Origin of the sequence: Thermaurantimonas sp. (assembly GCF_046299575.1) — a bacterium.
Lineage (GTDB): Bacteria > Bacteroidota > Bacteroidia > Flavobacteriales > Schleiferiaceae > Thermaurantimonas.
Genome location: NZ_JBKBHX010000001.1, coordinates 230036 through 251668, shown reverse-complemented (window position 1 = coordinate 251668; position 21633 = coordinate 230036). Strand labels below are relative to the sequence as shown.

The following is a 21633-nucleotide window of genomic DNA, read 5'->3' as shown; positions in this document are numbered from 1 at the left end:
TTTTTTTGAATTCTTGATTTTTTTTAGTGAAATTGGCATTTTGGTCAGTGAAAGAGAGATTACAACTCATCCCCCGCGTACTGCCTGAGCAGTTGCAGCACCTCAGCACCGAGCTGCCAGCGCTTTTCGTTGGCAACTATGACCGGCGTACTGGTAAACAGGGGCTTGAGTACCTGCTCGCGGGGCTCGTTGTACATCCATTCGGGGAACTGGCCCTTGATCCACACAACCCGAGAGGGGTCTATGCCCAGCTGCTTCACAAAACGCTCTTCCATCAGCTTGCTGCCGTTGGTGAGCAAAAAGTATCGGGCATCCTTGCGGGGAAACACGCACTTCTGGCAGTACAAGGGGTCGATAAATACATAGTGCTCTTCGCGACTAAGGCCCATGATGCGGTTGATGGGCATGATTTCCAGATAGAGATTATAAGCTGTGTCGGAATGAAAGCGAAGGAAGTTGTCTTTATACACTTCTACCCCTCGTGTATAGGCCATATGTGAGCGGTTGGGATTTTCGGCATAGGCCGAGGGCTCGCCGTACTCCTGGTACAGAAATGTGCGCTGCATCCACATCGAGTCAGGTTCTATACGCACGAAGTACACCCGGTGAGTGTCGTTGAGGATGGTACTCATCACAAATGCCTTTTCGTCATAGGGCAGCACCTTGTTAATTCGCCACATGGGCTGCTGGCGCTTGGCAATGCGCATATTGGTAGGAATGTCCATGTCTGGGTTGCGCGAAAGGTGATAAAAATAGGTTTTGATGCTGTCGTTGAGATATTTGTCTTCGTCGGGGTCGCGGTAGTAGTGTAAAGTATTGGTTTGGGTGTCGTACACGTGAAAGGAGAGGGCCATATTGCGCGCAGCTACAATGTAGCGCTCCCCAAGGAAGCGGATCTTCTCGCTGTTGAAATGGGTGTAGATCAGAAAGGAATCCACCGGAAAGGCTATGGTTCGGTCTTCATCGGGCAAATAGACCGACCAGAGCAGCTCAGGGGGATGGATGGAATAGGGGTGTTCGTTGTATTCACAGGTATAATAAACGCGATCATTTATCTGTCCCACATAGATTGGGCCAAATCGAACTTCTTTTTTCTTGTATGTTTTTTTCTTCAGATCGTACAAAACGATTTCAAATTTGTTAACTTTAGGTATATTGAATCCATAAATTATATTTTTATTTTCCAATAATATTCTTCGGGACGAAAAATTCTTAAGGCTTACAGAATCTTTTTTACTAAGTTTGTTATTTAGAATATAGATAATTTTTGCATATTTATCACTAAAAAGATCCCCGTAAATTATTTGAATAGTATCGTTTGTAGTTTTACTTACTTGAGTGAATGTTCTGGAATAAGTGTTAGAAATTTTTTTTTCATGAAGAGGAATACGCACTTGTGAAAACACAAAAAAAGGGCATATCACCAGAAGATATGCCCAAATAGAATTTTTTTGTTTCATCATAGGCGTTTAATCGATTTCTTCGATGGTTATTTCAACGTATTCATCATCCCCGTTTTGAGAAGACACCCAGCTCACGTGATATCCATTTTCGGTAAATGAACCAAACAATAAGCCATTGCGAATCTAATTTTCTACCTCTTCGATGAGGATGTTTACAAATTGACTTCCGCTGTTGCAGGGTGGTATGGTAAATCTGCACCGACTAAATCCGGAATTTAAGCATGTCAGGTACCCATCACATCCGTCCACTTCTTCTATGACTTCTCTGTAACCAAAAATACCACCATTCATTTTGATTACAACAATTCTGGCTTATGCCATCATGCTGCACGGAAGGAAAGCAACAATTAATAATGCTACTTTTTTCATTGTTTTCAAGTTTTTGGTTATACGATAACAAATTTCGTAATGAAAACTCTTATTATTTTTTTTTTTTTTTTTTTTGAATCTCTCATTTTTCTCTTCGAAAGTGGCATTTTAATCAGTGAAAGCAGAGATTCGTTTAGTCAATGACTTTTTTTATATAAAGCAAATTAAAGCAAGATTTCCAATTGTCCAGCCACCAGTAAGTTTGCACGTTGATGAGCAATACGTTTGGCAGAATTCTGAGGCTTACTACCTTCGGCGAATCACATGGCCCCGCCATTGGCGGGGTGCTCGATGGTTTTCCGGCCGATATTAGCATTGACTTTAATCGCATAAGGCATCAACTCGCCCGAAGAAGGCCCGGCCAATCAGCCGTGACAACTGCGAGGACTGAAGCGGATGAGCCTGAGTTTCTCTCCGGAGTTTTTGAAGGTAAATCAACCGGCGCACCGATCGCTTTTCTGATTCGCAATGCAGATAAGCGCTCTACTGACTACGATGAGCTTCGACAGGTCTTCAGACCCGGTCATGCTGACGAAACCTACACCGCTAAGTATGGCCACCGCGATCACCGCGGGGGTGGGCGCTCTTCTGCCCGCGAAACGGCCAATTGGGTGCTGGCCGGGGCATTGGCTGCGCATCTGCTGCCAGATGTTCGGGTGATGGCCTACACCTGCCAGATAGGCGACATTCGCTTGCCGGCTGATGCCGTCTTTTCACCCGATGATATTGATAAGTATCCTACCCGGATGCCTCATCCCATAGCTTCATCATCGGCTGAAGAGCTGATTGCTGATCTGAAGGAACAGGGCGACTCCGTGGGTGGTAAGGTAGCGGTGCGCGTCATCGGACTGCCGGCCGGCCTGGGTGAGCCCATCTTCGACAAGCTGCACGCACGCCTGGCACATGCCATGATGACCATCAATGCTACCCGGGCTTTTGAAATCGGCAGTGGCACACGTGCAGCCTCTATGCGCGGAAGTGAGCACAACGATATGCCGGCCGATTCACAGACCTTTGCTACCAACCACAGCGGTGGAGTACTTGGAGGTATCAGCTCAGGTCGCGAACTCGCGTTTGAAGTGACCTTCAAGCCCACAGCATCCATTGCCAAAGAGCAAAAAGCACTTGATGCTGAGGGGAATGTAGTAGATTTGGCCGTGCGGGGTCGTCACGACCCTTGCGTAGTACCTCGCGCAGTGCCGGTAGTGGAAGCCATGACATGGCTGGTGCTGGCTGATTTTTATTTGTTAAACCGAATCCATACACTGTATTGAAAGCATATACAAATCTTCCATTACACTGGAAAATCTTAATCGGCATGCTGCTGGGCATCGTCTATGCCATCGCATCGGTATTATTCGGTTGGCAGCGGTTCACAGCTGATTTTATCGCTCCGTTTGGCACTATTTTCATGAATTTGCTCAAGCTCATTGCTGTACCATTGGTTTTGTTTAGCATCATCAGCGGCATAGCCGGACTGGGCTCTCCGGAGTCCCTGGGTCGCCTCGGGCTGAAAACCCTGGCTATCTATCTGGCTACCACAGTGATCGCTGTAAGTCTCGGATTGCTGATTGTAAATCTGATCAAACCGGGCCAAAGCCGCGACAGCGCTCTCTTGCTTGAAAACCGCATCCGCTACGAGCTGTGGAAAAAACAGTCGGGTGCCGAAGACCTCGACGACATCTGCGTGACCTGTAAACCTGAAAACGCTGAATTAACTGCAGTGATCAGCAGTCGAATGAATGGAAACGGCAGTGAAGACCTGGTCGCTTCAAAAATCGAAAAGGCTAAACAGGCGCAGAATCAAGGTCCGCTGGCTTTTCTGGTGGATATGGTACCCGACAACATCTTCACCAGCCTTAACGACAGCAAGCTCATGATTCAGGTCATCTTCTTCGGCATCTTCTTCGGCATCGCCCTGCTCTACATACCCGGTGAACGGCAGCAGCTGCTCATCCACTTTTTTCAGGCCGTCACCGATGTATTTCTCCGGATGGTTGACTTTGTCATGCGCGCCTCTCCGTTTTTTGTCTTTGCTCTTTTGGCCGGTACCATCAGTCAGATAGCCGGCGACGATGTGTCTAAGGTATTGCCCGTCTTCAAAAGTCTTGGCTCATACACTTTCGCTGTGGTTGCAGGCCTTGTTGTAATGGCCTTTGTCATTTACCCCGCTGTTATTCATTTTTTTGCCCCCGGAATCCGTTTTTCCGAATTTCTCAAAGCCATCAGCCCGGCGCAGTTGCTCGCCTTCTCCTCATCCAGCAGTGCTGCCACGCTGCCTGTGACCATCGAATGCATGGAAGAAAACATGAAAGTGCCCAAAAAGTACACTTCCTTCGTGCTCCCTATAGGAGCTACCGTGAACATGGACGGCACCAGCCTCTATCAGGCCGTAGCCGTTGTATTCCTCGCTCAGATGCATGGGGTGGACCTGTCGTTATCCCAGCAGCTCACCATTGTACTGACCGCTACCCTGGCCTCCATAGGTGCAGCAGCCGTGCCCAGCGCCGGGCTGATCATGCTCATCATCGTGCTCACATCGGTACATCTCAATCCCGCTTGGATTGCCATCATCCTGCCCATTGACCGCATTTTGGACATGTGTCGCACCGTAGTGAATGTGACAGGTGATGCTATGGTTTGTACCTTAGTAGCCAAATCCGAATCCCCTTCCGAAACCACCTGAAAAACTCAACAAACTATGAAACGCGCCGGTAAAATTTTTCTGATTCTTGTAGCCCTGCTCCTGGTCATCGTCATCGTCGCCCCCTTTATTTTCAAGGATGAAATTGTCCGACGGTTTAAGGAGGAAGTCAATAAACAACTGCTGGCCGATGTGGATTTTGGCGACTTTCGCCTCAGCCTGATACGCGATTTTCCCAATCTGCACTTCTGCGTGCATGACTTTGTGATCACCGGCCGCGATACCTTCGCTGGAGTTGAACTGGCGCGCATCGGAGAATTCGATCTTTCGCTCGACATTCTCTCTGTATTCAAAGGCGATCAGCTCAAAATCCGCAAAATCGGCATCGAAGATGCCCGCTTTCACCTCATCGCCCTCGACACCAATCTGGCCAACTACCTCATCGTACCAACGGCTGACGAAGACACTGCGGCCGTAGAAGACACCACTGCCGCGACTTTCAGCTTGGCCCTCAAAAAATATTACCTCCGCAATGTGGATTTCACCTATGACGACCGCTACGGCGGCATCTATACCGCTATTCGCAATCTGAACCACGAAGGCCGGGGCGACTTTACCCAAGAGATCGTAGATCTTAAAACCAAAACCACCATCGACACTTTTGACTTTCGTACCGGTGGCGTTACCATGCTGCGCAAAGTACGCGTAGCCTCAGATTTCGACGTTAAGCTCAATCAATCGACCATGGAAATCGCCCTCGGCGACAACTTTATATCCCTCAACGACCTCCGGCTCAACTTCAAAGGCCTCATTCGCATGCCTGAAGACGACATCGACCTCGACCTTGAGTTCGACGCTCCAAACACCGCCTTCAAAAGCATCATCTCCCTCATACCGGCTATTTACTACCAGGACTTCAACCAGCTCACTGCCCGCGGCACAGCACGCCTCGAAGGCAAAGTACAAGGCACCTACAACGGCGATAAGGAAATCTACCCGAAATTCAATATCCTGCTCAGCATACGCGATGGCTACTTCAAATATCCTGACCTACCCTCCTCAGTCGATGCCGTCAATACAGACATTCGAGTATCCAATACCGGTGGCAGCCTCGACAATACCCTTGTATCCATCCCAAACTTTGCCATGAAGCTGGCCAACAATCCTATCACCGCCTCCCTGACGGTATCTACACCCATCAGCGATCCCTACATCGATTTTACTCTCAATGGCAAGCTCGACCTGGCCGAAATCAATCGCCTCGTGCCCCTCGAACCCGGCATGCAGCTGGCCGGCCTCATCGATGCAGCCATAGCCCTGAAGACAAAACTCTCCTCCATCGAATCCGAAAAATACGACCAGGTCACCGCCGAAGGCCGCGCCACCATTGCCAATCTGGTTTACAGCGACCCGGCTACCCTTACCCTTCCCGTCAAAATATCCTCAGCCGCCCTCCTGATCCGCCCTGAAAACTTCCAGCTCGACAACCTCGCCATGACCATCGGCCGCACCGACATCAGCGCCTCCGGACGCTTCGACAATCTGCTCTCCTACGTCTTCAAAGACACTACCCTCTACGGACGCTTCAATGTGACCAGTACTCTCTTTGATCTCAACGAATTGGCCGATCTCTCAGCCGACACCACCACCACAGCCACCGCTGATACCGCAGAAGCCGACTACATCCGCCTGCCGGAGAAAATCGACTTCCGCCTCATTGCTCAGGCTCAGCGCGTACTGTTCAGTAATTTCGACATCAGCGATTTCTCAGGCGCCATCGCCCTCTCTGACCAAAAAGCCCTGATGGACAACATTCGAATGACCCTCATTGGCGGTCGCGTGCTTCTCAACGGCTTCTATGACTCCAAGCCCCAGACACCTATCTTCAACTTCTCTATGAGCCTCGAAAACTTCGGCCTGCGCCCCAGTTTCCAGACCTTCAACACCATCCAAACCCTTGCCCCCATTGCCGAAAACTCCGAAGGCTCCTTCAGCACCTCCCTCACCATAAGCGGCCCGCTCAATCCCGACATGACGCCCGACCTTACTAAAATCTCCAGCTCAGGCAATCTACGCACCTTCGACGTACTCCTCCGCTCACAGGCTCTGGCGCAAATCGGCACCTACCTGCGCAATCAGGATTACTCCACCCTTGCCCTGCGCGATGCCAACATCTCTTACAAAATCGAAAACGGCCGCATCCACGTAGCCCCCTTCCAGGTGCGTACCGGCAATCTTACCGGCACCATCTCCGGCTCCAACGGCCTCGACCAGACCCTCGACTATGACCTCGACCTCAAAATACCCGGCACAGCCATCCGCGCCGACCAGCTCCTGGCCTCCCTCGGCGGCCGCGCCCCACAGACCATCGACCTCAAAGTCAAAATCACCGGTACCTACACCAATCCCAAAGTCTCGACCTCACTCGGCAGCCTCGTTGGCGACCTCGTCACTCAGGTCAAAGAGCAAGTCCGCGAAAAAGTAGAGCAAAAAGTTGAAGACCTCAAGCAGCAAGTCAATGCCGAGGCCGAGCGCATCATGGCCAATGCACGCGCCCAGGCCGACCAGATTCTCGCCCAGGCCCAGCAGCAGGCCGACCGCATACGCGCCGAAGCCAAAGCCACCGCCGACCGCGTACGCGCCGAAGGCCGCACACAAGCCCAGCGCATCCGCGATGAGGCCAAAGGCAACATCATCAAGGAGCGCGCAGCCGCCGAAGCAGCCCGCCGGGTCGAGCAAGAAGCCGAAAACAACGCCCGCCGTATCGAAGACGAGGCCAACCGCCGGGCCGAGCAGCTCATGCAGCAGGCACGCGACCAGTCCAATCAAGTCCTCACCGAAGCCGAAAACAAAGCCAAAGTGCGCTGATTTGAGAGGTATTTTTGGCATTATTCTTCTTTTTTTTTGTGGTTGGCACTTCGCAGTTTGCCCCATAGAGCAGTTTCTTGGATTAGGTAAATCAGACAAGACTACGATTATTGACTTTGTTTGTGTCTTACCTTCCTTATTTAACTTGCAGGTTTTAGCGGAAAATTTGATTTGCCTGACAATACAGTAACAGCAGGCTCTGTCATTGTAATGATAATTGCCTACCTGTCTATGTACATTTCACTTCAGAGTTTTTTAATTAGTAGTGTGTCTAAGCATACTTAGGCCTCACGAAAAAAAGCTTAAGCGCCGAGTTAAGTGAATTAGCCGGCAAAGCACAGTTTAAGGCAATTTGATTTACAACTAAAAACTAGAATGACATTATTTAAAAAGATTGATTACCTGGCTGCAATACAGTTTCTGAAAAATATTTTTCTTTAAGGGCAAATTCTGCTTATTTTAATTTGTATATCCAGCAAATAATTGATTGGAAGGCTTCCGAGAATAAAATATGTTAGCACATTAAAATTAGTTGCTTTTATTTTGTGAAATTAAAAACAAAGAATTTCTGAAATGAGGAGAATATTACAGATTCTCGCGATCCTAGTTTTTTCCTGGGGTTATCGCCTTCATGCCACGCACGTAGCAGGAGCGGAAATTATGTATCGCTACATAGGCGATAGCACCAATGTACCAAGGCAGTATCTCGTGATTGTAAAACTATACAGGCTTCAGTCTTCCCCCGTTTCATTAGCTACTTCTGTATCTCTTTGCGTTCGTTCGAGCTGTTTCAGCTCACTGAACGTAAATCTTCCGAAAATCCCGCCCGCCCAACTGGGATATACTCCAATAACGAGTGGACCTGGTTCAGGAGGTTTTCTGACTCCCGGTCAGGACGAATGTGTATCTACAGCGCCAGGTGCTGGCTTTCAGGCTATAGAAACCCACTGGTATCAAGGTGTGGTAACACTACCACAGAACTGTTCGGATGTGCGCTTTTCGCACTCAGTAGTTTGCTGCCGCAATCCAAACCAGAATCTGGTAAATGCCGGTAGCGCCACATTATATGTTGAGGCTCTGCTCAACAGCATGGTAGCCAACAATACTTCACCTCAGTTTATCACACCAGCAGCCAAATCATTCTGTACAAACAACTATTTCGTATGGTCGCAGGCCACAATAGAACCAAATGGGGATTCAATTCGCTATCGTTGGGCCAATCCACAACAGGGAAATAACTGCGGACCCGGCGTAAATATGGCCTGGCAGCCCGGATATTCTGTGAATCAACCCTTCCCGATTGCACCTGGTACTCAAATCGTGATTGAAAACAACGGAAGTTTTAAGTTTACCACTGGTTCTACCACCGGCCTATTTGTGCTCAAGGTTGAAGTTGAAGAATACAAATACGACACCATATTCCTCACCTGGGTGCTCGTAGGAACATCACAGCGCGATATGCAGGTAAACTTCGTAAACAACTGCAAGCCCGAAGTTCAAAACGGCCCGAAAATCGACATTAATCAGCCGGGCTTTTCCAATACCAGTGAACCAGGTGGCGGGTATGTTCACGGCTTTATGTCGAACTATGGCTATCCGCTTCGCAACGACTCCGTGCCCAATCCAAATTCACCAACCGGCTGGAATAAAATCATACCAATCGTACCGTACAACTGCTTCGATAGCCTTGTTGATTTGAAGTTTGATGTAAACATTCAGTGTGAATCAATAACAAACGAAGGTTCAGAATTTAGAATTGTGGGCCCTGATTCTATTCTAAGACCCGTTATCGGAGTGAACAAAAACTGCAATGTGGCTCTTGAGACTAAACATATTCAACTGCGCCTTCACAAGCCTTTCACTGTTAATGGTGACTATATTCTCTACATAAAGCAAGGTAATGATGGAAACACGATGTTGAACTCGTGTGGATTTCCCCTGCCGGAATACTACGCCATTATAATTCGGGTAAACAACTGTCCTAATCCCCTTTACGACTTGAAAAATGTTACCATAGAAAAAAATCAACATCCTTATCTGGAATGGGAGATCGATTCACCTACTGTCAACCTTGCCTATGTAGATGGTTGGAATGTGTATAGAAGTGACGACAGCGGACAGACCTTTAACTTTTTGGCTTTCCAGAATGTGCCGACCGACTTCTTCTGGAGAGATATTACGCTGAATACGCCCGAAGTCAATTCAGGAATTTATCACTACAAAGTTCAGTTGGTTATGACTCAGCCATTCTACATCACCCGCTCTATCAGAAGCATATTGCTTGATACCTTGTATCAAACAGATTCTGTAATTGCCCTTGTGTGGAATCATTACGATGGCTGGCCGCATCCGCGGTACACGATAGAAATGGGAGTTGAAGATTCTGCTACTCAACAGATTAACTGGCAAAAGGTGGAAATGACGGGAAATCCGACCTTTGACTCTACCATTGTGATCAAGAAACCCTGTGATGGTTCAAAAAATCAGGACTACTGGCTACGAGTGGTAGCTGATGACACTTCTGGTATCAATTGGAAGTATAAGAGCATTTCGAACTACGAAAAGTTTTCGTGCAAAGAGAAGCCCGTACCACCCCCTCCAGTATATGAGCCCATTGAAATCCCAAATGTAATTACGCCCAATGGTGATGGGTTGAACGATGCCTTTGTGATTAAAAACATCGAACAGCACAGAAACGCCCGACTGCGCATCATGAACAGATGGGGTGACATTGTATTTGAAAGCAATAATTACGAAAGCGCAACTCCCTGGAACGGAAACCATCGTAATACCGGACAGCCGGTAGCTGATGGAGTGTACTTCTATGTGCTTCAATATTTGAACATGATTACCAATGAAATAGAGACTCGAAACGGAACAATATCGGTATTTAAGTAAGTTGTGAGGTTTTTGATATAAGAAAAAAGGCGTCCAAAAAATTGCGGACGCTTTTTTATTTCATTAAATACAAAAAGCGGTTTGTGAAAAATTTGAATTGCTATTGCTCCATGCAGCTACATGCATTTTAAATTGATCTTGGCATGTTTTATAATATGGTGCAATCTTTTGAGGTCAAAAGAGGCGGGATGAATTATTGAAGTTTTGCAGGTGAAAAAGATTTCTAGAAGCTCAGGTACGGAATATCGCTAAGAATAAGGTTTTGAAATTGCCTCGATTTGTGTAAGAGTTTAATGAGCTGAGCGCGTATAGAGGTTTGGGGAGCTAATTGGCGATTCAATGAGCAACGCTCGATATGGCGGCAAGTAGGAAGACATTACTATTTCTCACAATCTCTTCTCTCGCGTGAGGTATGCGCAGGGCGCGCGATAGCGCGGTGCGAAGGCGAAGCGGAGCAAAGCCGTAGCACGGGAGCGAAGCGTACCCCGGAGCACACCGACCCGAACGACTGAGCGAAGCGAAGGAAGTGAGGGGCACGCCCAAAAAACAAATAAAAACTAATTAAAACACAGCTGCTGCTACCTTGTAGATGTTGTCGCTCTTGCCCATAGAGTAGTAATGGATTACCGGTACGCCGGCATTTTTGAGCTCGAGGCTCTGCTGAATGGCCCATTCTATGCCAATCTGGCGAACAGTGGTATTGTCTTTGGCCTTGAGGATTTCGATGGACAGGTCGTCGGGAATGTCCACATGAAACATATGGGGGATGAGTGAGAGCTGCTTTTTGGTTGCCAAGGGCTTGATTCCGGGAATGATAGGCACTGTGATGCCAGCCTGGCGGCACTTTTCGACGAAGTCGAAGTATACGCGGTTATCGAAGAAGAGTTGGGTGACAATGTAGTCAGCACCTGCGTCCACCTTGCGCTTTAGGTTCTGAATGTCTATGGAGAGGTTTGGGGCTTCGAAGTGCTTCTCTGGATAGCCGGCTACGCCAATGCAAAAGTTGGTGGGGGTGTTGTTTTCAATTTCCTCGTCGAGGTAGATGCCGCGGTTGAGGTTTTGGATTTGTTCGACGAGCTGATATGCATAGTGGTGGCCGTCGGGCTCCGGGATGAAATAGCGCTGCCCTTTTTGGGAGTCACCGCGCAGGGCAAGTACGTTTTGAATGCCGAGAAAGTCGAGTTCAATTAGGACGTTTTCGGTTTCTTCTTTTGAGAAGCCACCGCACAAAAGGTGTGGAACTGCTTCGACTTTGTAGCGGTGCATGATGGCGGCACACAGCCCTACAGTGCCGGGGCGTTTGCGCACGACTTTTTGTTCGTACAGTCCATTGGGTAGCGGTCGCAGTACGGTCTCTTCGCGGTGGTAGGTTACGTTGATGAACGGGGGTTTAAATTCCATGAGTGGGTCAATGTTGGCGTACACGTCGTAGATGTTGTCGCCTTTCAGAGGGGGTAGAATTTCAAAGGAAAAAAGGGTTTCTTTGGTATTTCGGATGATGTCAATAATTTTCATATGTGAAGAGAGGATGAAGGTTAGAAGTTGAAAATGGGTTGGAGCCAGCGTGTGGCGGTTTCGATGTCCCAGCCCTTGCGACGTGCGTAGTCGATCAGTTGCGATCGGTCGATTTTTCCGATGCCGAAATAGCGTGCTTCGGGATGTGCGAAGTACCAACCGCTTACTGAGGACGCAGGCCACATGGCGAGGCTTTCGGTAAGGGTGGTGCCGATGTTTTTTTCAACCTCGAGAAGTTGCCAGATGGTAGGTTTTTCGGTGTGGTCGGGGCACGCCGGGTAGCCAGGTGCTGGTCTTATGCCGCGGTACTGCTCGCGAATGAGGGCTTCGTTGTCGAGCTGTTCGTCGGTAGCATAGCCCCAGTAGTGTTTGCGCACTTGCTCATGCAGGCATTCGGCAAAAGCTTCAGCGAAGCGATCGGCCAGCGCCTTAACGAGGATGGCCCGGTAATCATCGTGCTCTTTCTCATACTGCCGTGCCAACTCGTCGGCACCGAAGACGGAGACCACGAAAGCGCCTAGGTAGTCGGTAAGGCCACTATCAAGAGGGGCAAGGTAATCGGCAAGGGCCAGATTGGGTTGACCGGTTGGTTTTGGTGTTTGCTGTCGTAAGCTGTGAAAGCGAATAACCTGATCGGTCTTATGGTACACGATCATGTCGTCGGTGTCCACTGTGTTGGCCGGGAATATGCCGAAAACGGCCCGTGCTGTTAGTTTCTGCCCTGAAATGATTTCGTCGAGCATGCGATTGGCGTCTTCGTAGAGCTTAGTGGCTTCGGCACCTACTACGGGGTCTTGGAGGATTTTTGGGAAGCGACCGGCCAACTCCCAGGCCTGGAAGAAGGGCGTCCAGTCGAAATAGCGACGCAGGGTGTCGAGCGGGAAGTTTTCGAGTACCTGGATGCCTTCGACGCGTGGTCTCGGTGGGGTGTAAGAATGCCAGTTGAGCTGCAGACGTCTTTTTCGGGCTTCGTCGATGGGCAAGAGTTCTTTTTCGCTTTGCTTTTTTAGGTAGCCTTCGCGCAAGCGCTCGTATTCTTCGCGTATTTGGTGGGTGAATTCCTCACGTTGATCGGGACTGATAAGGGCTGCAGCCACCGGTACCGAGCGCGAAGCGTCGAGCACATGTACCACAGGACCAGAATATTCCGGAGCGATTTTTACAGCGGTATGTGCGCGCGACGTGGTGGCACCGCCTATGAGAAGGGGAATGGTCATTTTGCGCTTTTCCATTTCGCGGGCTACATAAACCATTTCGTCGAGTGATGGGGTGATCAGTCCTGAAAGGCCTATGATATCAACCCCTTCGCGCTGGGCGGTGTCGAGGATTTTGTCGAGTGGTACCATTACACCCAAATCGATCACTTCAAAGTTGTTGCACGCAAGTACGACCCCTACGATGTTTTTACCGATGTCGTGCACATCGCCTTTAACGGTGGCCAGTAATATTTTGCCTGCGCCGGTGCGTTGACCTTCTGATTGGTTTTGAAGTTTTTCGGCTTGTAAGAAAGGTTCGAGGTAGGCTACGGATTTCTTCATTACGCGTGCACTCTTTACCACCTGAGGCAGAAACATTTTGCCTTCGCCGAAGAGGTCGCCTACAACGTTCATACCGGCCATCAATGGACCTTCTATTACATCGAGTGGTCGGCCATATTTCTGGCGGGCTTCTTCGGTGTCTTGTTCGATGAATTCGTCTATTCCCTTAATCAGGGCGTGTTTGAGTCGCTCTTCAACCGACCAGGAGCGCCATTCGTCGTCGCGGGTTTTTACTTTTTCGGTGCCCTTGTAGCGCTCGGCAAGTTCAATGAGGCGTTCTGTAGCGTCGGGACGGCGGTTGAAGAGCACGTCTTCAACCCGTTCGCGCAATTCAGGTTCTATTTCTTCGTACACCCCGATTTGGCCTGCATTGACAATTCCCATGTCGAGTCCAGCCTTAATGGCGTGGTACAGAAAGGCCGTGTGCATAGCCTCGCGCACGGGTTCATTGCCGCGGAAGGAAAACGAAATATTTGAAATACCACCGCTTACTTTAGCTCCCGGCAGGTTTTCTTTTATCCACTTGGTAGCTCTGATAAAGTCGATTGCATAGTTGTTGTGCTCGGGTATGCCGGTGGCAACGGTCAGTATGTTTGGATCGAAGATGATGTCTTCAGGTGGGAAACCCACTTTATTAACCAAGATGTCGTAGGCGCGTTTGCAGATTTCAATTCGGCGCTCGTATGTATCGGCCTGGCCTTGTTCGTCGAAGGCCATCACTACCACGGCAGCTCCGTAATCGCGGATTTTTTCAGCGTATTCGATGAATTTTTCTTCTCCCTCTTTCAGCGAAATAGAGTTGACGATGGCTTTACCTTGCACGCACTTCAGTCCGGCTTCGATAACTGACCACTTGGAGGAGTCTATCATAATGGGCACACGCGAAATGTCGGGCTCTGACGCGATTAGATTTAAAAAGGTGGTCATAGCTTTTTCACTGTCGAGCATGCCCTCGTCCATGTTTACGTCGATTATCTGAGCACCGTTTTCTACCTGCTGACGGGCAATTTCCAAAGCCTTTTGATAGTTACCCTCTCGAATGAGGCGTGCAAATTGTCTGGAACCAGTTACGTTGGTACGTTCGCCTATATTGATGAAGTTTAAACCAGGTCGAACGACTACGGGCTCCAGACCGCTGAGCTTCATATAATGAGGGAGATTGGGCAATGGACGGGGCTTGTACTTCGCGGCTTCTTCAGCTATGAGCTTGATGTGGTCAGGTGTAGTTCCACAGCATCCACCGATGATGTTTACGAGGTTTTCTTCTAGAAATTCGCGAATCTGCTCACGCATCATCTCTGGTGTTTCGTCGTATTGGCCGAAGGCGTTTGGCAGTCCGGCATTGGGATGTGCTGAGATGTGAAATTCGGTGTGTCGAGCGAGGTCGGCCAGGTAGGGTTTCATCTGATGCGCTCCGAGGGCACAGTTCAGCCCAATGCTTAAAAGTGGAACATGTGATAGTGAGTACAGAAATGCCTCTACCGTTTGACCAGAGAGGGTGCGCCCACTGTTATCGGTGATGGTGCCGCTCACCATGATGGGCAGCTGAGGTCTGCCAGTAGTTTTAAAATATTTTCGAATGGCGTAAAGAGCTGCCTTTGCATTCAGGGTATCAAAAATGGTTTCCACCAGCAGGATGTCCACACCGCCTTCCACAAGTCCAGCTACTTGTTCGTAGTAAGCGTCTACCAGCTCATCGAAGGTAATGGCGCGATATCCTGGCTGATTCACATCGGGAGAGAGCGATGCTGTCTTGTTGGTAGGGCCTATGGACCCTGCTACGAACCGAGGCTTTTCAGGTGTAAGTGCTGTAAACTCATCGGCTACCCGGCGAGCAAGGCGCGCAGCTTCCACATTGAGCTCATAGCTGAGCTCTTCCATGTGGTAATCAGCCATAGAAATGCGTTGGCTATTGAAGGTATTAGTTTCCAAGATTTCAGCGCCTGCCTCCAGGTATTTACGATGAATTTCTTCGATGATGTGGGGCTGGGTGAGCACCAGAAGGTCATTATTCCCCTTAAGCGGATAAGGCCAGTCGGCAAAGCGCGTTCCGCGATAGGCTGCTTCATCAAGGCCATATCGCTGAATCATGGTGCCCATAGCACCGTCAAGTACCAGAATACGTTGGGAAATAGCTTCGTAGAGGAGCTTGATGCGGCTTTGGGTCGAGAGGGTTTGTGTGGTCATTGGCTCTTTCAGTCTTCATTGGTTTTCTGCCTACCAAGAGCCGGGGCTTGCCGCCTTTTTGTGAGTATTTCAGATTTGCATTTGACCTTAGAGTATCGGTCTGGCGCTCATCTGCTTCCGAAGGCTTTTGAGCCTTTCGGAACCGGAATTAGCACCCTGCTGCCACGGGGGTTCAGGGTTGCTAAGACATCACAGGGCCGGTCCCTCCGTCTTTCTTGATAAGCGTAGCAAATGTATGTATCAAACGTCATGTTTTGAGAGCCAAGGATGATTCAATTTGAAAAAACTCTTTTTAAAACTGGGAAAAAAATTTGTGTGCTGTGGTATAATCTTCTGAATTTCTGTGTTAAAAAGCATTGAGCTGTACAAATCACACTTCGAACGTGCACCTCTTTATACCGAATAGTGCTTGAAACCCTACTTTTGCCCCGCATAGAATTGCCGCCTTGGTCTTATCAGATTTTTATAACGTTGAAAATAAGCGCATTGCCGTTTTAGGGGGCGGCAGTATGGCTACAGCTTTAGTCAAAGTGCTGAGCGAAAACAACGACCAGATTTTCTGGTGGATGCGCAATAAAGAAGCCATTGAACACATCCGAAAATTTAGCCATAACCCCCGCTATCTGAGCAACGCTGAGCTCAATACCGAAAACATCACATTGAGCAATGACATCGATGAGATTTGTGCTGCTGCCGATATCATTATATTGGTCATTCCATCAGCCTTTTTGCGCGATGCAATTGAAAAAACAACCGTTGATCTGAGTGAGAAAATCATCTTCTCTTCCATCAAGGGAATAGTGCCGGGTGTGAATATGATTGTCGGCGAATACTTAAACTCTGTACTTGGTATTCCACTCGATAACATTGGGGTGATCGCGGGCCCATGTCATGCTGAGGAAGTAGCACTTGAGCGACTTAGTTACCTGACGCTTGCTAGCATTGATATGGAACACGCCTATGTGCTCGGCGCTCACCTGAGCTGCAGATATATGCGCATCCAGATCAGCGACGACATTTACGGCACCGAATATGCCGCTGTGCTCAAAAACATTTATGCCATTGCTGCCGGTATTTGTCATGGGCTTGGCTATGGCGACAATTTTCAGGCAGTATTGGTGAGCAATGCCTTGCGCGAAATGAAACGGTTCATCAAGGCAGTCCATCCCATTAAGCGCGACATTGCCGGATCAGCCTACATGGGCGACTTATTGGTAACGGCCTATTCCCAGTTTAGCCGAAATCGCACATTGGGCACCATGGTCGGTAAGGGATATTCCGTACAAGCGGCTATGCTCGAAATGCGTATGGTGGCCGAAGGTTATTATGCTACTGGCCTAATTCGCAATATCAAAAAGGCCTACGACGTAAAAATGCCAATTGCCAATGCTGTATATAAAATACTTTACGAGGGCAAGCCGGCAGCTAAAGTGATCGAACGCCTCTCCCGTAAATTTTCATGAAGCGCAAAGAACAGTTTATTCGAAAGCAGGATGGCTCCACACAGCCTTTTGACCGAGAAAAGTTTATTCACTCGCTAATTAAATCGGGGCTTTCCACAGAGGCCGCTCAAAAGCTGGCTGACGATGTGCTTAAAAGCACACAGCCTTATGAGAGCACCCGAGATCTGAAACGTCGTACGCACTCCTTGCTTTACCGTAAGCATCCGGAAGTCGCTTGTCGTTACCGGCTTAAAGATGCTCTGATGAAACTTGGTCCAACCGGTTATCCATTTGAGCATCTCATGGCGCAAGTTCTTGCCAGACAGGGATTTAAAACTCGCGTTGGACAGCAGTTGAAGGGCAGATGTGTGCAGCACGAAGTTGATGTCATTGCAGTAGCTGACAACACTGTGTTGCTAATGGAATGTAAATATCATAACCAGCCCCATGTGAAAAGCGACGTGAAAGTGCCCTTATATGTAAAAGCCAGATTTGACGATCTGCGCCATCTTTTTCCCGATAAGACGTTGATTTACTCCGTCGCTTGTAACACCCGATTTTCTGACGATGCTCTTATGTATGGTCAATGTGCTGGTATTCAAATGATTAGTTGGAAATATCCGGTTCACAACAGTTTGAATTACTTGCTGGATCACTATAAGGTGTATCCCATATCGGTTTTACGCTGGCTGCATCGTTCTGAGCTTGAGGTATTGTTTGAAAATGCAATTTTTACGACAAGCGATTTGGTAAGATCATCAGAAGTGTTATTCAATCTTGTGAAGGATCCACAGCGCCAAAAGAGAATTATTGACGAAGCAACAGCATTAATTTATTGAAATTCTCCCATTTTAAAACTTTCTTGATTTTTGGTGGATCTAAAAACAATTTGTCTTTGCCAATTCTTTTAAATACATTTACGGAAATTAAGTAGGCATTGTTTCTACAGGTAATTAAAAGTATTTTTTATATATTGATTTTTATATTGGTTACCTGTAAACCTGTAAAAGCACAGGTTGATAGTACTGTTGTGCGTTTTTACATACCGAGTTATTATTTTATCATTAAGACAAATGATAGGTTGTATGAATCGCGAAAAATTTTAAAACTGCCTCAAGGGCTGCAACGCATACAGATTTACACACCTGAATTTGAACTGATTGATACTTTATTGATAGTGGAAGATGCTCCCGATGGACAGATAGTGATACCTTCATTTCGAGTAAATGCCGATTTTGATCACTACCAACGCCAGCTTAAAGACTATCGAGAACGCAACTTCATCGAACTCGGCATTCCCCTTATTACGGCCACTTTTGCCGCAGGTTATGCCCTTTATTACTACAGCCGAGCCACTTTGAGCTACGACAATGCTGCCTGGTATTACAAAAAATGGCTTGGAGCCAATTTAAATGAGCGACAGGCATACCTCGATGAATTTCTGCGCCATGAGGCAGATTACAAAAGGTATCGCACTATGAACTACATTACACTTGCAATTGCCGGTGTTTCTTCGGCTTTTACTGTGCGAGGTTACCTGAGATACCGAAAGCGAAAAGTTCCCACTTTTCGCATTCCTCCTGTACCCTTTCCTGAGTATTACCTGAGACTCGAACCCCTCACCTACGATTTGTTGTATCCAGGCATTCGAATTATTGTTCCATTTTAAGCGATGAAGAAGGTATATATATTCTTTTTGACCCTGTTAGCGGTCGCTTGTGTAAAGTACCAGAACAATTTCAATCTTTCGGTGCATTTTCTCGACAGTTTTGTTTATACAAGCGGTATTTTTGACAGTCTAAAACTCAATTTGGTCAAATTAGAAAATCTTGAGCCCGAGGGAACGCTAAATTGTACCTATCAATTCAAAATCAAAATAGACCCCCAACACCAAGCGGAACTTCAAAAGCTCAAGTTGTACTTTTTTGACCTTGATTTTCAAGAAGACAGAGCCGGTGGGCTTTATTATCGATTCAATGACATCGCTCATGCCGATACACTCACATTTAAACATCGCTCAATGCCTTGCAATGGCAAAGTGCGTTATTTTTATCGCTTATATGCACGCAGTGTGGCCGATGGAAATCTTGTTTTCATCAGCAATCCCAGACCTTTTGAATATAATTAATATATGTACAACAATATTTTGATTACCAATACTGAAAGTCTGCCAGGCTACGAAATAGTAGAAATTTTAGGTATAGCTCGCGGCTCAACAGTAAGAGCACGAAACGTGGCTTCTGACATTTTTGCCGGATTAAAGAACATTGTTGGCGGAGAAATATCAGAATACACCAAATTAATGGCCGACGCCCGCGAACAGGCTCTGAAGCGCATGACCGATGACGCTGCACGATTGGGTGCTGATGCAGTAGTAAACGTGCGTTTTACCACATCTGCCATCATGCAGGGTGCAGCTGAAATACTCGCATATGGCACTGCCGTGCGTTTGCGTAAACTTTAAAAGCGCATTATGGAAATTATTGCTTTATTAGCAGCAATCTTTTTTTATGTGGTGGCCGGAGTAATCGTTGGACTTTTAATTATATATTTGATAATCAACAGAATACGCGAAAAGCGCAAAGAAGATTTCGAGCATCGGGATAATTGAAATAGGTTTAGTAGAAATAGTTTATCTTGAGAAGTTTTAAAGTGTGTTCATTTCATAGAACTGTACTTTTGCACGGCGTTTAAAAACAAAACAAATTTTATTACAATCAATTATTTAAATAAAAAAATTCATATGCTCTCTTTCTTTCTGCAGAAAAAAAAGACCGCCAATAAATACAACTTCTGGTTAGATGACTTAAAAAAACAACCCAGGCCAAAATTTCATCCTCTCAGAATAAGTGACATTCGTCGCGAAACAGACGAGTGCGTTTCGATCGCTTTTGAAATTCCCGATTCGCTGCGCGATGACTATCGCTTCGTTGCCGGGCAGTATCTGACGTTAAAGACTACCATCGACGGTGAAGAGGTGCGCAGATCCTATTCCATCTGCTCAAGCCCGCTGGACGGCGAGTTGAGAGTGGCAGTGAAAAAAGTCCACGGAGGGAAGTTTTCAACATATGCCAATGAGAAGTTGGCAGTTGGCCAAACACTGGAAGTAATGACACCGCAGGGCAATTTTAATGTGCCGTTTAAGAAAGACAATGTGGCTCAATATGTAATGTTTGCTGCCGGCTCGGGCATTACTCCTATTATGAGTTTAATAAAGACCATTCTTCAGTTTGAACTGCAGAGCTCTGTTATACTGTTTTATGGCAATAAAGCTGTTTCCACCATCATCTTTAAAGATGAACTCGATGATTTAAAAAACACTTACCTGAATAGATTGGAAATTCACCATATTCTCAGTCGTGAAGACCAAGGTACTGATTGGCTTAAGGGTCGTATCGACGCTCAAAAAGTGAGGCTGTATGCCCAAAAATTTTTCAATCCTTCTGGCGTTGCTCATTACTTTATCTGCGGGCCTGAGGAAATGATTCATCAGGTAAAAGATACACTCGCTGAGTTGGGTGTATCCGATAAAAAAGTGCACTTCGAGCTTTTTACAACTAATACTACTTCAGCTGAGAAGAAGGTGGTTGATACCTCCTCATCAAAAGGTGAAATCCTCAGCCATGTAACAGTGATCCTCGATGGAGAGGAAACACATTTCGACGTATCGTCTAAAGGCATTTCCATTCTCGATGCGGCCCTCGATGCAGGGGCAGATGTACCTTTTGCATGTAAAGGTGCTGTGTGTTGTACATGTAGAGCAAAGGTTTTAGTAGGTAAAGTGGTAATGGAAATGAACTATGCTCTCGACGACGATGAAGTAGAGCAGGGATATGTGCTTACTTGCCAAAGTCATCCAATCACTGAACGAGTAGTGGTGAGCTATGACGAATAGCAGATGGGGTGATTATAACAGTTTTTTAAGTAATCAGGCAAAAAATTATCTTTCTACAATTCAGTAAAATTTCGTTTCTTTGCAGCCCAAATTTTGGAAAGCATATAATTCTATAAACCATATTTCAATGGCTCGCGTTTGTCAGGTTACTGGAAAAAAAGCACGTGTAGGTAATCACGTATCCTTCTCAAATAAGAAGAACAAGAGATTGTTTGAAGTAAATCTTACCACTAAGCGCTTTTATATTCCGGAGGAAAATCGCTGGATTACCCTAAAAGTGAGTGCTAAAGGTTTGAAAACCATCAATAAAAAAGGCATCTCTGCCGTTTTAAAAGAAGCTGAAGCTAAAGGTTATTTAAAAATTTAATCCACCATGGCCAAGAAAGGTAACAGAGTACAAGTAATATTGGAGTGTACGGAACACAAAAATTCAGGACTGCCCGGTACATCTCGCTACATCACTACAAAAAATAAGAAAAACACTCCTGACAGACTGGAGCTCAAGAAGTACAATCCCATTTTGAAAAGAGTAACTGTTCACAAAGAAATCAAATAATACTGAGGCAAAATGGCTAAGAAAGTAGTTGCTACCCTTAAGAAAGAAGGTGCTACAAAAGCATATACTAAAGTGATTCGCATGATCAAAAGCGAAAAAACAGGTGCTTATACCTTCGAAGAGAAGATAATGGAAAAAGAACTTGTGAACGATTACCTGAAAGGTAAAATATAAAGAGTAGAGTTGTTTTCATGGCAGAGAGTGGCTGCTCAGACTTCGGTCGGAGCGGCCTTCTTTGTTTTTAAAAGCGATCTAAAA

General features: G+C 46.9%; 19 protein-coding genes and 1 riboswitch. Of the genes, 14 read left to right on the top strand and 5 right to left on the bottom strand.

Features of this window, described 5'->3' with window-relative positions; genetic code table 11:
• Positions 1-59: 59 nt before the first annotated feature.
• A complete protein-coding gene (locus ACK4EX_RS01020) occupies positions 60-1187 on the bottom strand; it encodes a hypothetical protein (protein WP_409768891.1) in 1128 nt (375 codons plus the stop codon).
• A 399-nt stretch (positions 1188-1586) separates the two neighbouring features.
• Positions 1587-1754 carry a hypothetical protein gene (locus ACK4EX_RS01015; RefSeq protein WP_409768889.1) on the bottom strand — a complete coding sequence of 56 codons (168 nt, stop codon included), beginning with the start codon at positions 1752-1754 and terminating at the stop codon, positions 1587-1589.
• Positions 1755-2041: 287 nt separating this feature from the next.
• On the opposite strand from ACK4EX_RS01015, the gene aroC reads away from it, so the two are divergent.
• The 4 genes from aroC (at position 2042) to ACK4EX_RS00995 (ending at position 10242) form a co-directional block, all read left to right on the top strand.
• Positions 2042-3106, top strand: coding sequence for a chorismate synthase (gene aroC, locus ACK4EX_RS01010; protein ID WP_409768887.1), 1065 nt, complete (start codon positions 2042-2044; stop codon positions 3104-3106).
• Positions 3103-4518: a dicarboxylate/amino acid:cation symporter gene (locus ACK4EX_RS01005; RefSeq protein WP_409768885.1), complete on the top strand. Its 1416-nt coding sequence runs from the start codon at positions 3103-3105 to the stop codon at positions 4516-4518. The genes aroC and ACK4EX_RS01005 overlap by 4 nt, the downstream gene beginning before the upstream one ends.
• A 15-nt stretch (positions 4519-4533) precedes the next feature.
• Positions 4534-7344, top strand: a complete 2811-nt coding sequence (locus ACK4EX_RS01000; protein WP_409768883.1) for an AsmA-like C-terminal region-containing protein — start codon at positions 4534-4536, stop codon at positions 7342-7344.
• A gap of 573 nt (positions 7345-7917) precedes the next feature.
• A complete protein-coding gene (locus ACK4EX_RS00995) occupies positions 7918-10242 on the top strand; it encodes a gliding motility-associated C-terminal domain-containing protein (protein ID WP_409768881.1) in 2325 nt (774 codons plus the stop codon).
• Positions 10243-10578: 336 nt separating this feature from the next.
• On the opposite strand, the gene ACK4EX_RS00990 is transcribed toward ACK4EX_RS00995, so the two are convergent.
• The 3 genes from ACK4EX_RS00990 to metH are packed head-to-tail and all read right to left on the bottom strand — an operon-like array spanning position 10579 to position 15482.
• A complete protein-coding gene (locus tag ACK4EX_RS00990; RefSeq protein WP_409768879.1) occupies positions 10579-10785 on the bottom strand; it encodes a hypothetical protein in 207 nt (68 codons plus the stop codon).
• 18 nt (positions 10786-10803) lie between these two features.
• Positions 10804-11757 (bottom strand): methylenetetrahydrofolate reductase [NAD(P)H], encoded by a 954-nt coding sequence (gene metF, locus ACK4EX_RS00985; protein ID WP_409768877.1) that lies wholly within the window; start codon positions 11755-11757, stop codon positions 10804-10806.
• A 20-nt stretch (positions 11758-11777) separates the two neighbouring features.
• A complete protein-coding gene (metH, locus tag ACK4EX_RS00980; RefSeq protein ID WP_409768875.1) occupies positions 11778-15482 on the bottom strand; it encodes a methionine synthase in 3705 nt (1234 codons plus the stop codon).
• Between the two features lie 104 nt (positions 15483-15586).
• Positions 15587-15707: riboswitch (SAM riboswitch) on the bottom strand.
• A 221-nt stretch (positions 15708-15928) separates the two neighbouring features.
• On the opposite strand from metH, the gene ACK4EX_RS00975 reads away from it, so the two are divergent.
• The 10 genes from ACK4EX_RS00975 to ACK4EX_RS00930 all read left to right on the top strand — a co-directional run bounded on the left by ACK4EX_RS00975 (position 15929) and on the right by ACK4EX_RS00930 (position 21549).
• Positions 15929-16945, top strand: coding sequence for an NAD(P)H-dependent glycerol-3-phosphate dehydrogenase (locus tag ACK4EX_RS00975; RefSeq protein WP_409768873.1), 1017 nt, complete (start codon positions 15929-15931; stop codon positions 16943-16945).
• On the top strand, positions 16942-17763 hold the full coding sequence (locus ACK4EX_RS00970; protein ID WP_409768871.1) for a hypothetical protein: 822 nt from the start codon (positions 16942-16944) through the stop codon (positions 17761-17763). The genes ACK4EX_RS00975 and ACK4EX_RS00970 overlap by 4 nt, the downstream gene beginning before the upstream one ends.
• Before the next feature lie 134 nt (positions 17764-17897).
• The gene (locus tag ACK4EX_RS00965) at positions 17898-18593 is read left to right on the top strand and encodes a hypothetical protein (protein ID WP_409768869.1); all 696 of its coding nucleotides are present in this window, start codon (positions 17898-17900) and stop codon (positions 18591-18593) included.
• A gap of 3 nt (positions 18594-18596) precedes the next feature.
• The gene (locus ACK4EX_RS00960) at positions 18597-19052 is read left to right on the top strand and encodes a hypothetical protein (RefSeq protein ID WP_409768867.1); all 456 of its coding nucleotides are present in this window, start codon (positions 18597-18599) and stop codon (positions 19050-19052) included.
• 3 nt (positions 19053-19055) lie between these two features.
• The gene (locus tag ACK4EX_RS00955; protein ID WP_409768865.1) at positions 19056-19388 is read left to right on the top strand and encodes a YbjQ family protein; all 333 of its coding nucleotides are present in this window, start codon (positions 19056-19058) and stop codon (positions 19386-19388) included.
• A gap of 9 nt (positions 19389-19397) precedes the next feature.
• On the top strand, positions 19398-19535 hold the full coding sequence (locus tag ACK4EX_RS00950) for a hypothetical protein (protein WP_409768864.1): 138 nt from the start codon (positions 19398-19400) through the stop codon (positions 19533-19535).
• 132 nt (positions 19536-19667) lie between these two features.
• Positions 19668-20819, top strand: a complete 1152-nt coding sequence (paaE, locus tag ACK4EX_RS00945) for a 1,2-phenylacetyl-CoA epoxidase subunit PaaE (protein ID WP_409768862.1) — start codon at positions 19668-19670, stop codon at positions 20817-20819.
• Between the two features lie 127 nt (positions 20820-20946).
• On the top strand, positions 20947-21186 hold the full coding sequence (gene rpmB, locus ACK4EX_RS00940) for a 50S ribosomal protein L28 (protein WP_409768860.1): 240 nt from the start codon (positions 20947-20949) through the stop codon (positions 21184-21186).
• Positions 21187-21192: 6 nt separating this feature from the next.
• On the top strand, positions 21193-21375 hold the full coding sequence (rpmG, locus tag ACK4EX_RS00935) for a 50S ribosomal protein L33 (protein ID WP_124398102.1): 183 nt from the start codon (positions 21193-21195) through the stop codon (positions 21373-21375).
• A gap of 12 nt (positions 21376-21387) precedes the next feature.
• A complete protein-coding gene (locus ACK4EX_RS00930) occupies positions 21388-21549 on the top strand; it encodes a DUF4295 domain-containing protein (RefSeq protein WP_409768857.1) in 162 nt (53 codons plus the stop codon).
• Positions 21550-21633 lie beyond the last annotated feature (84 nt).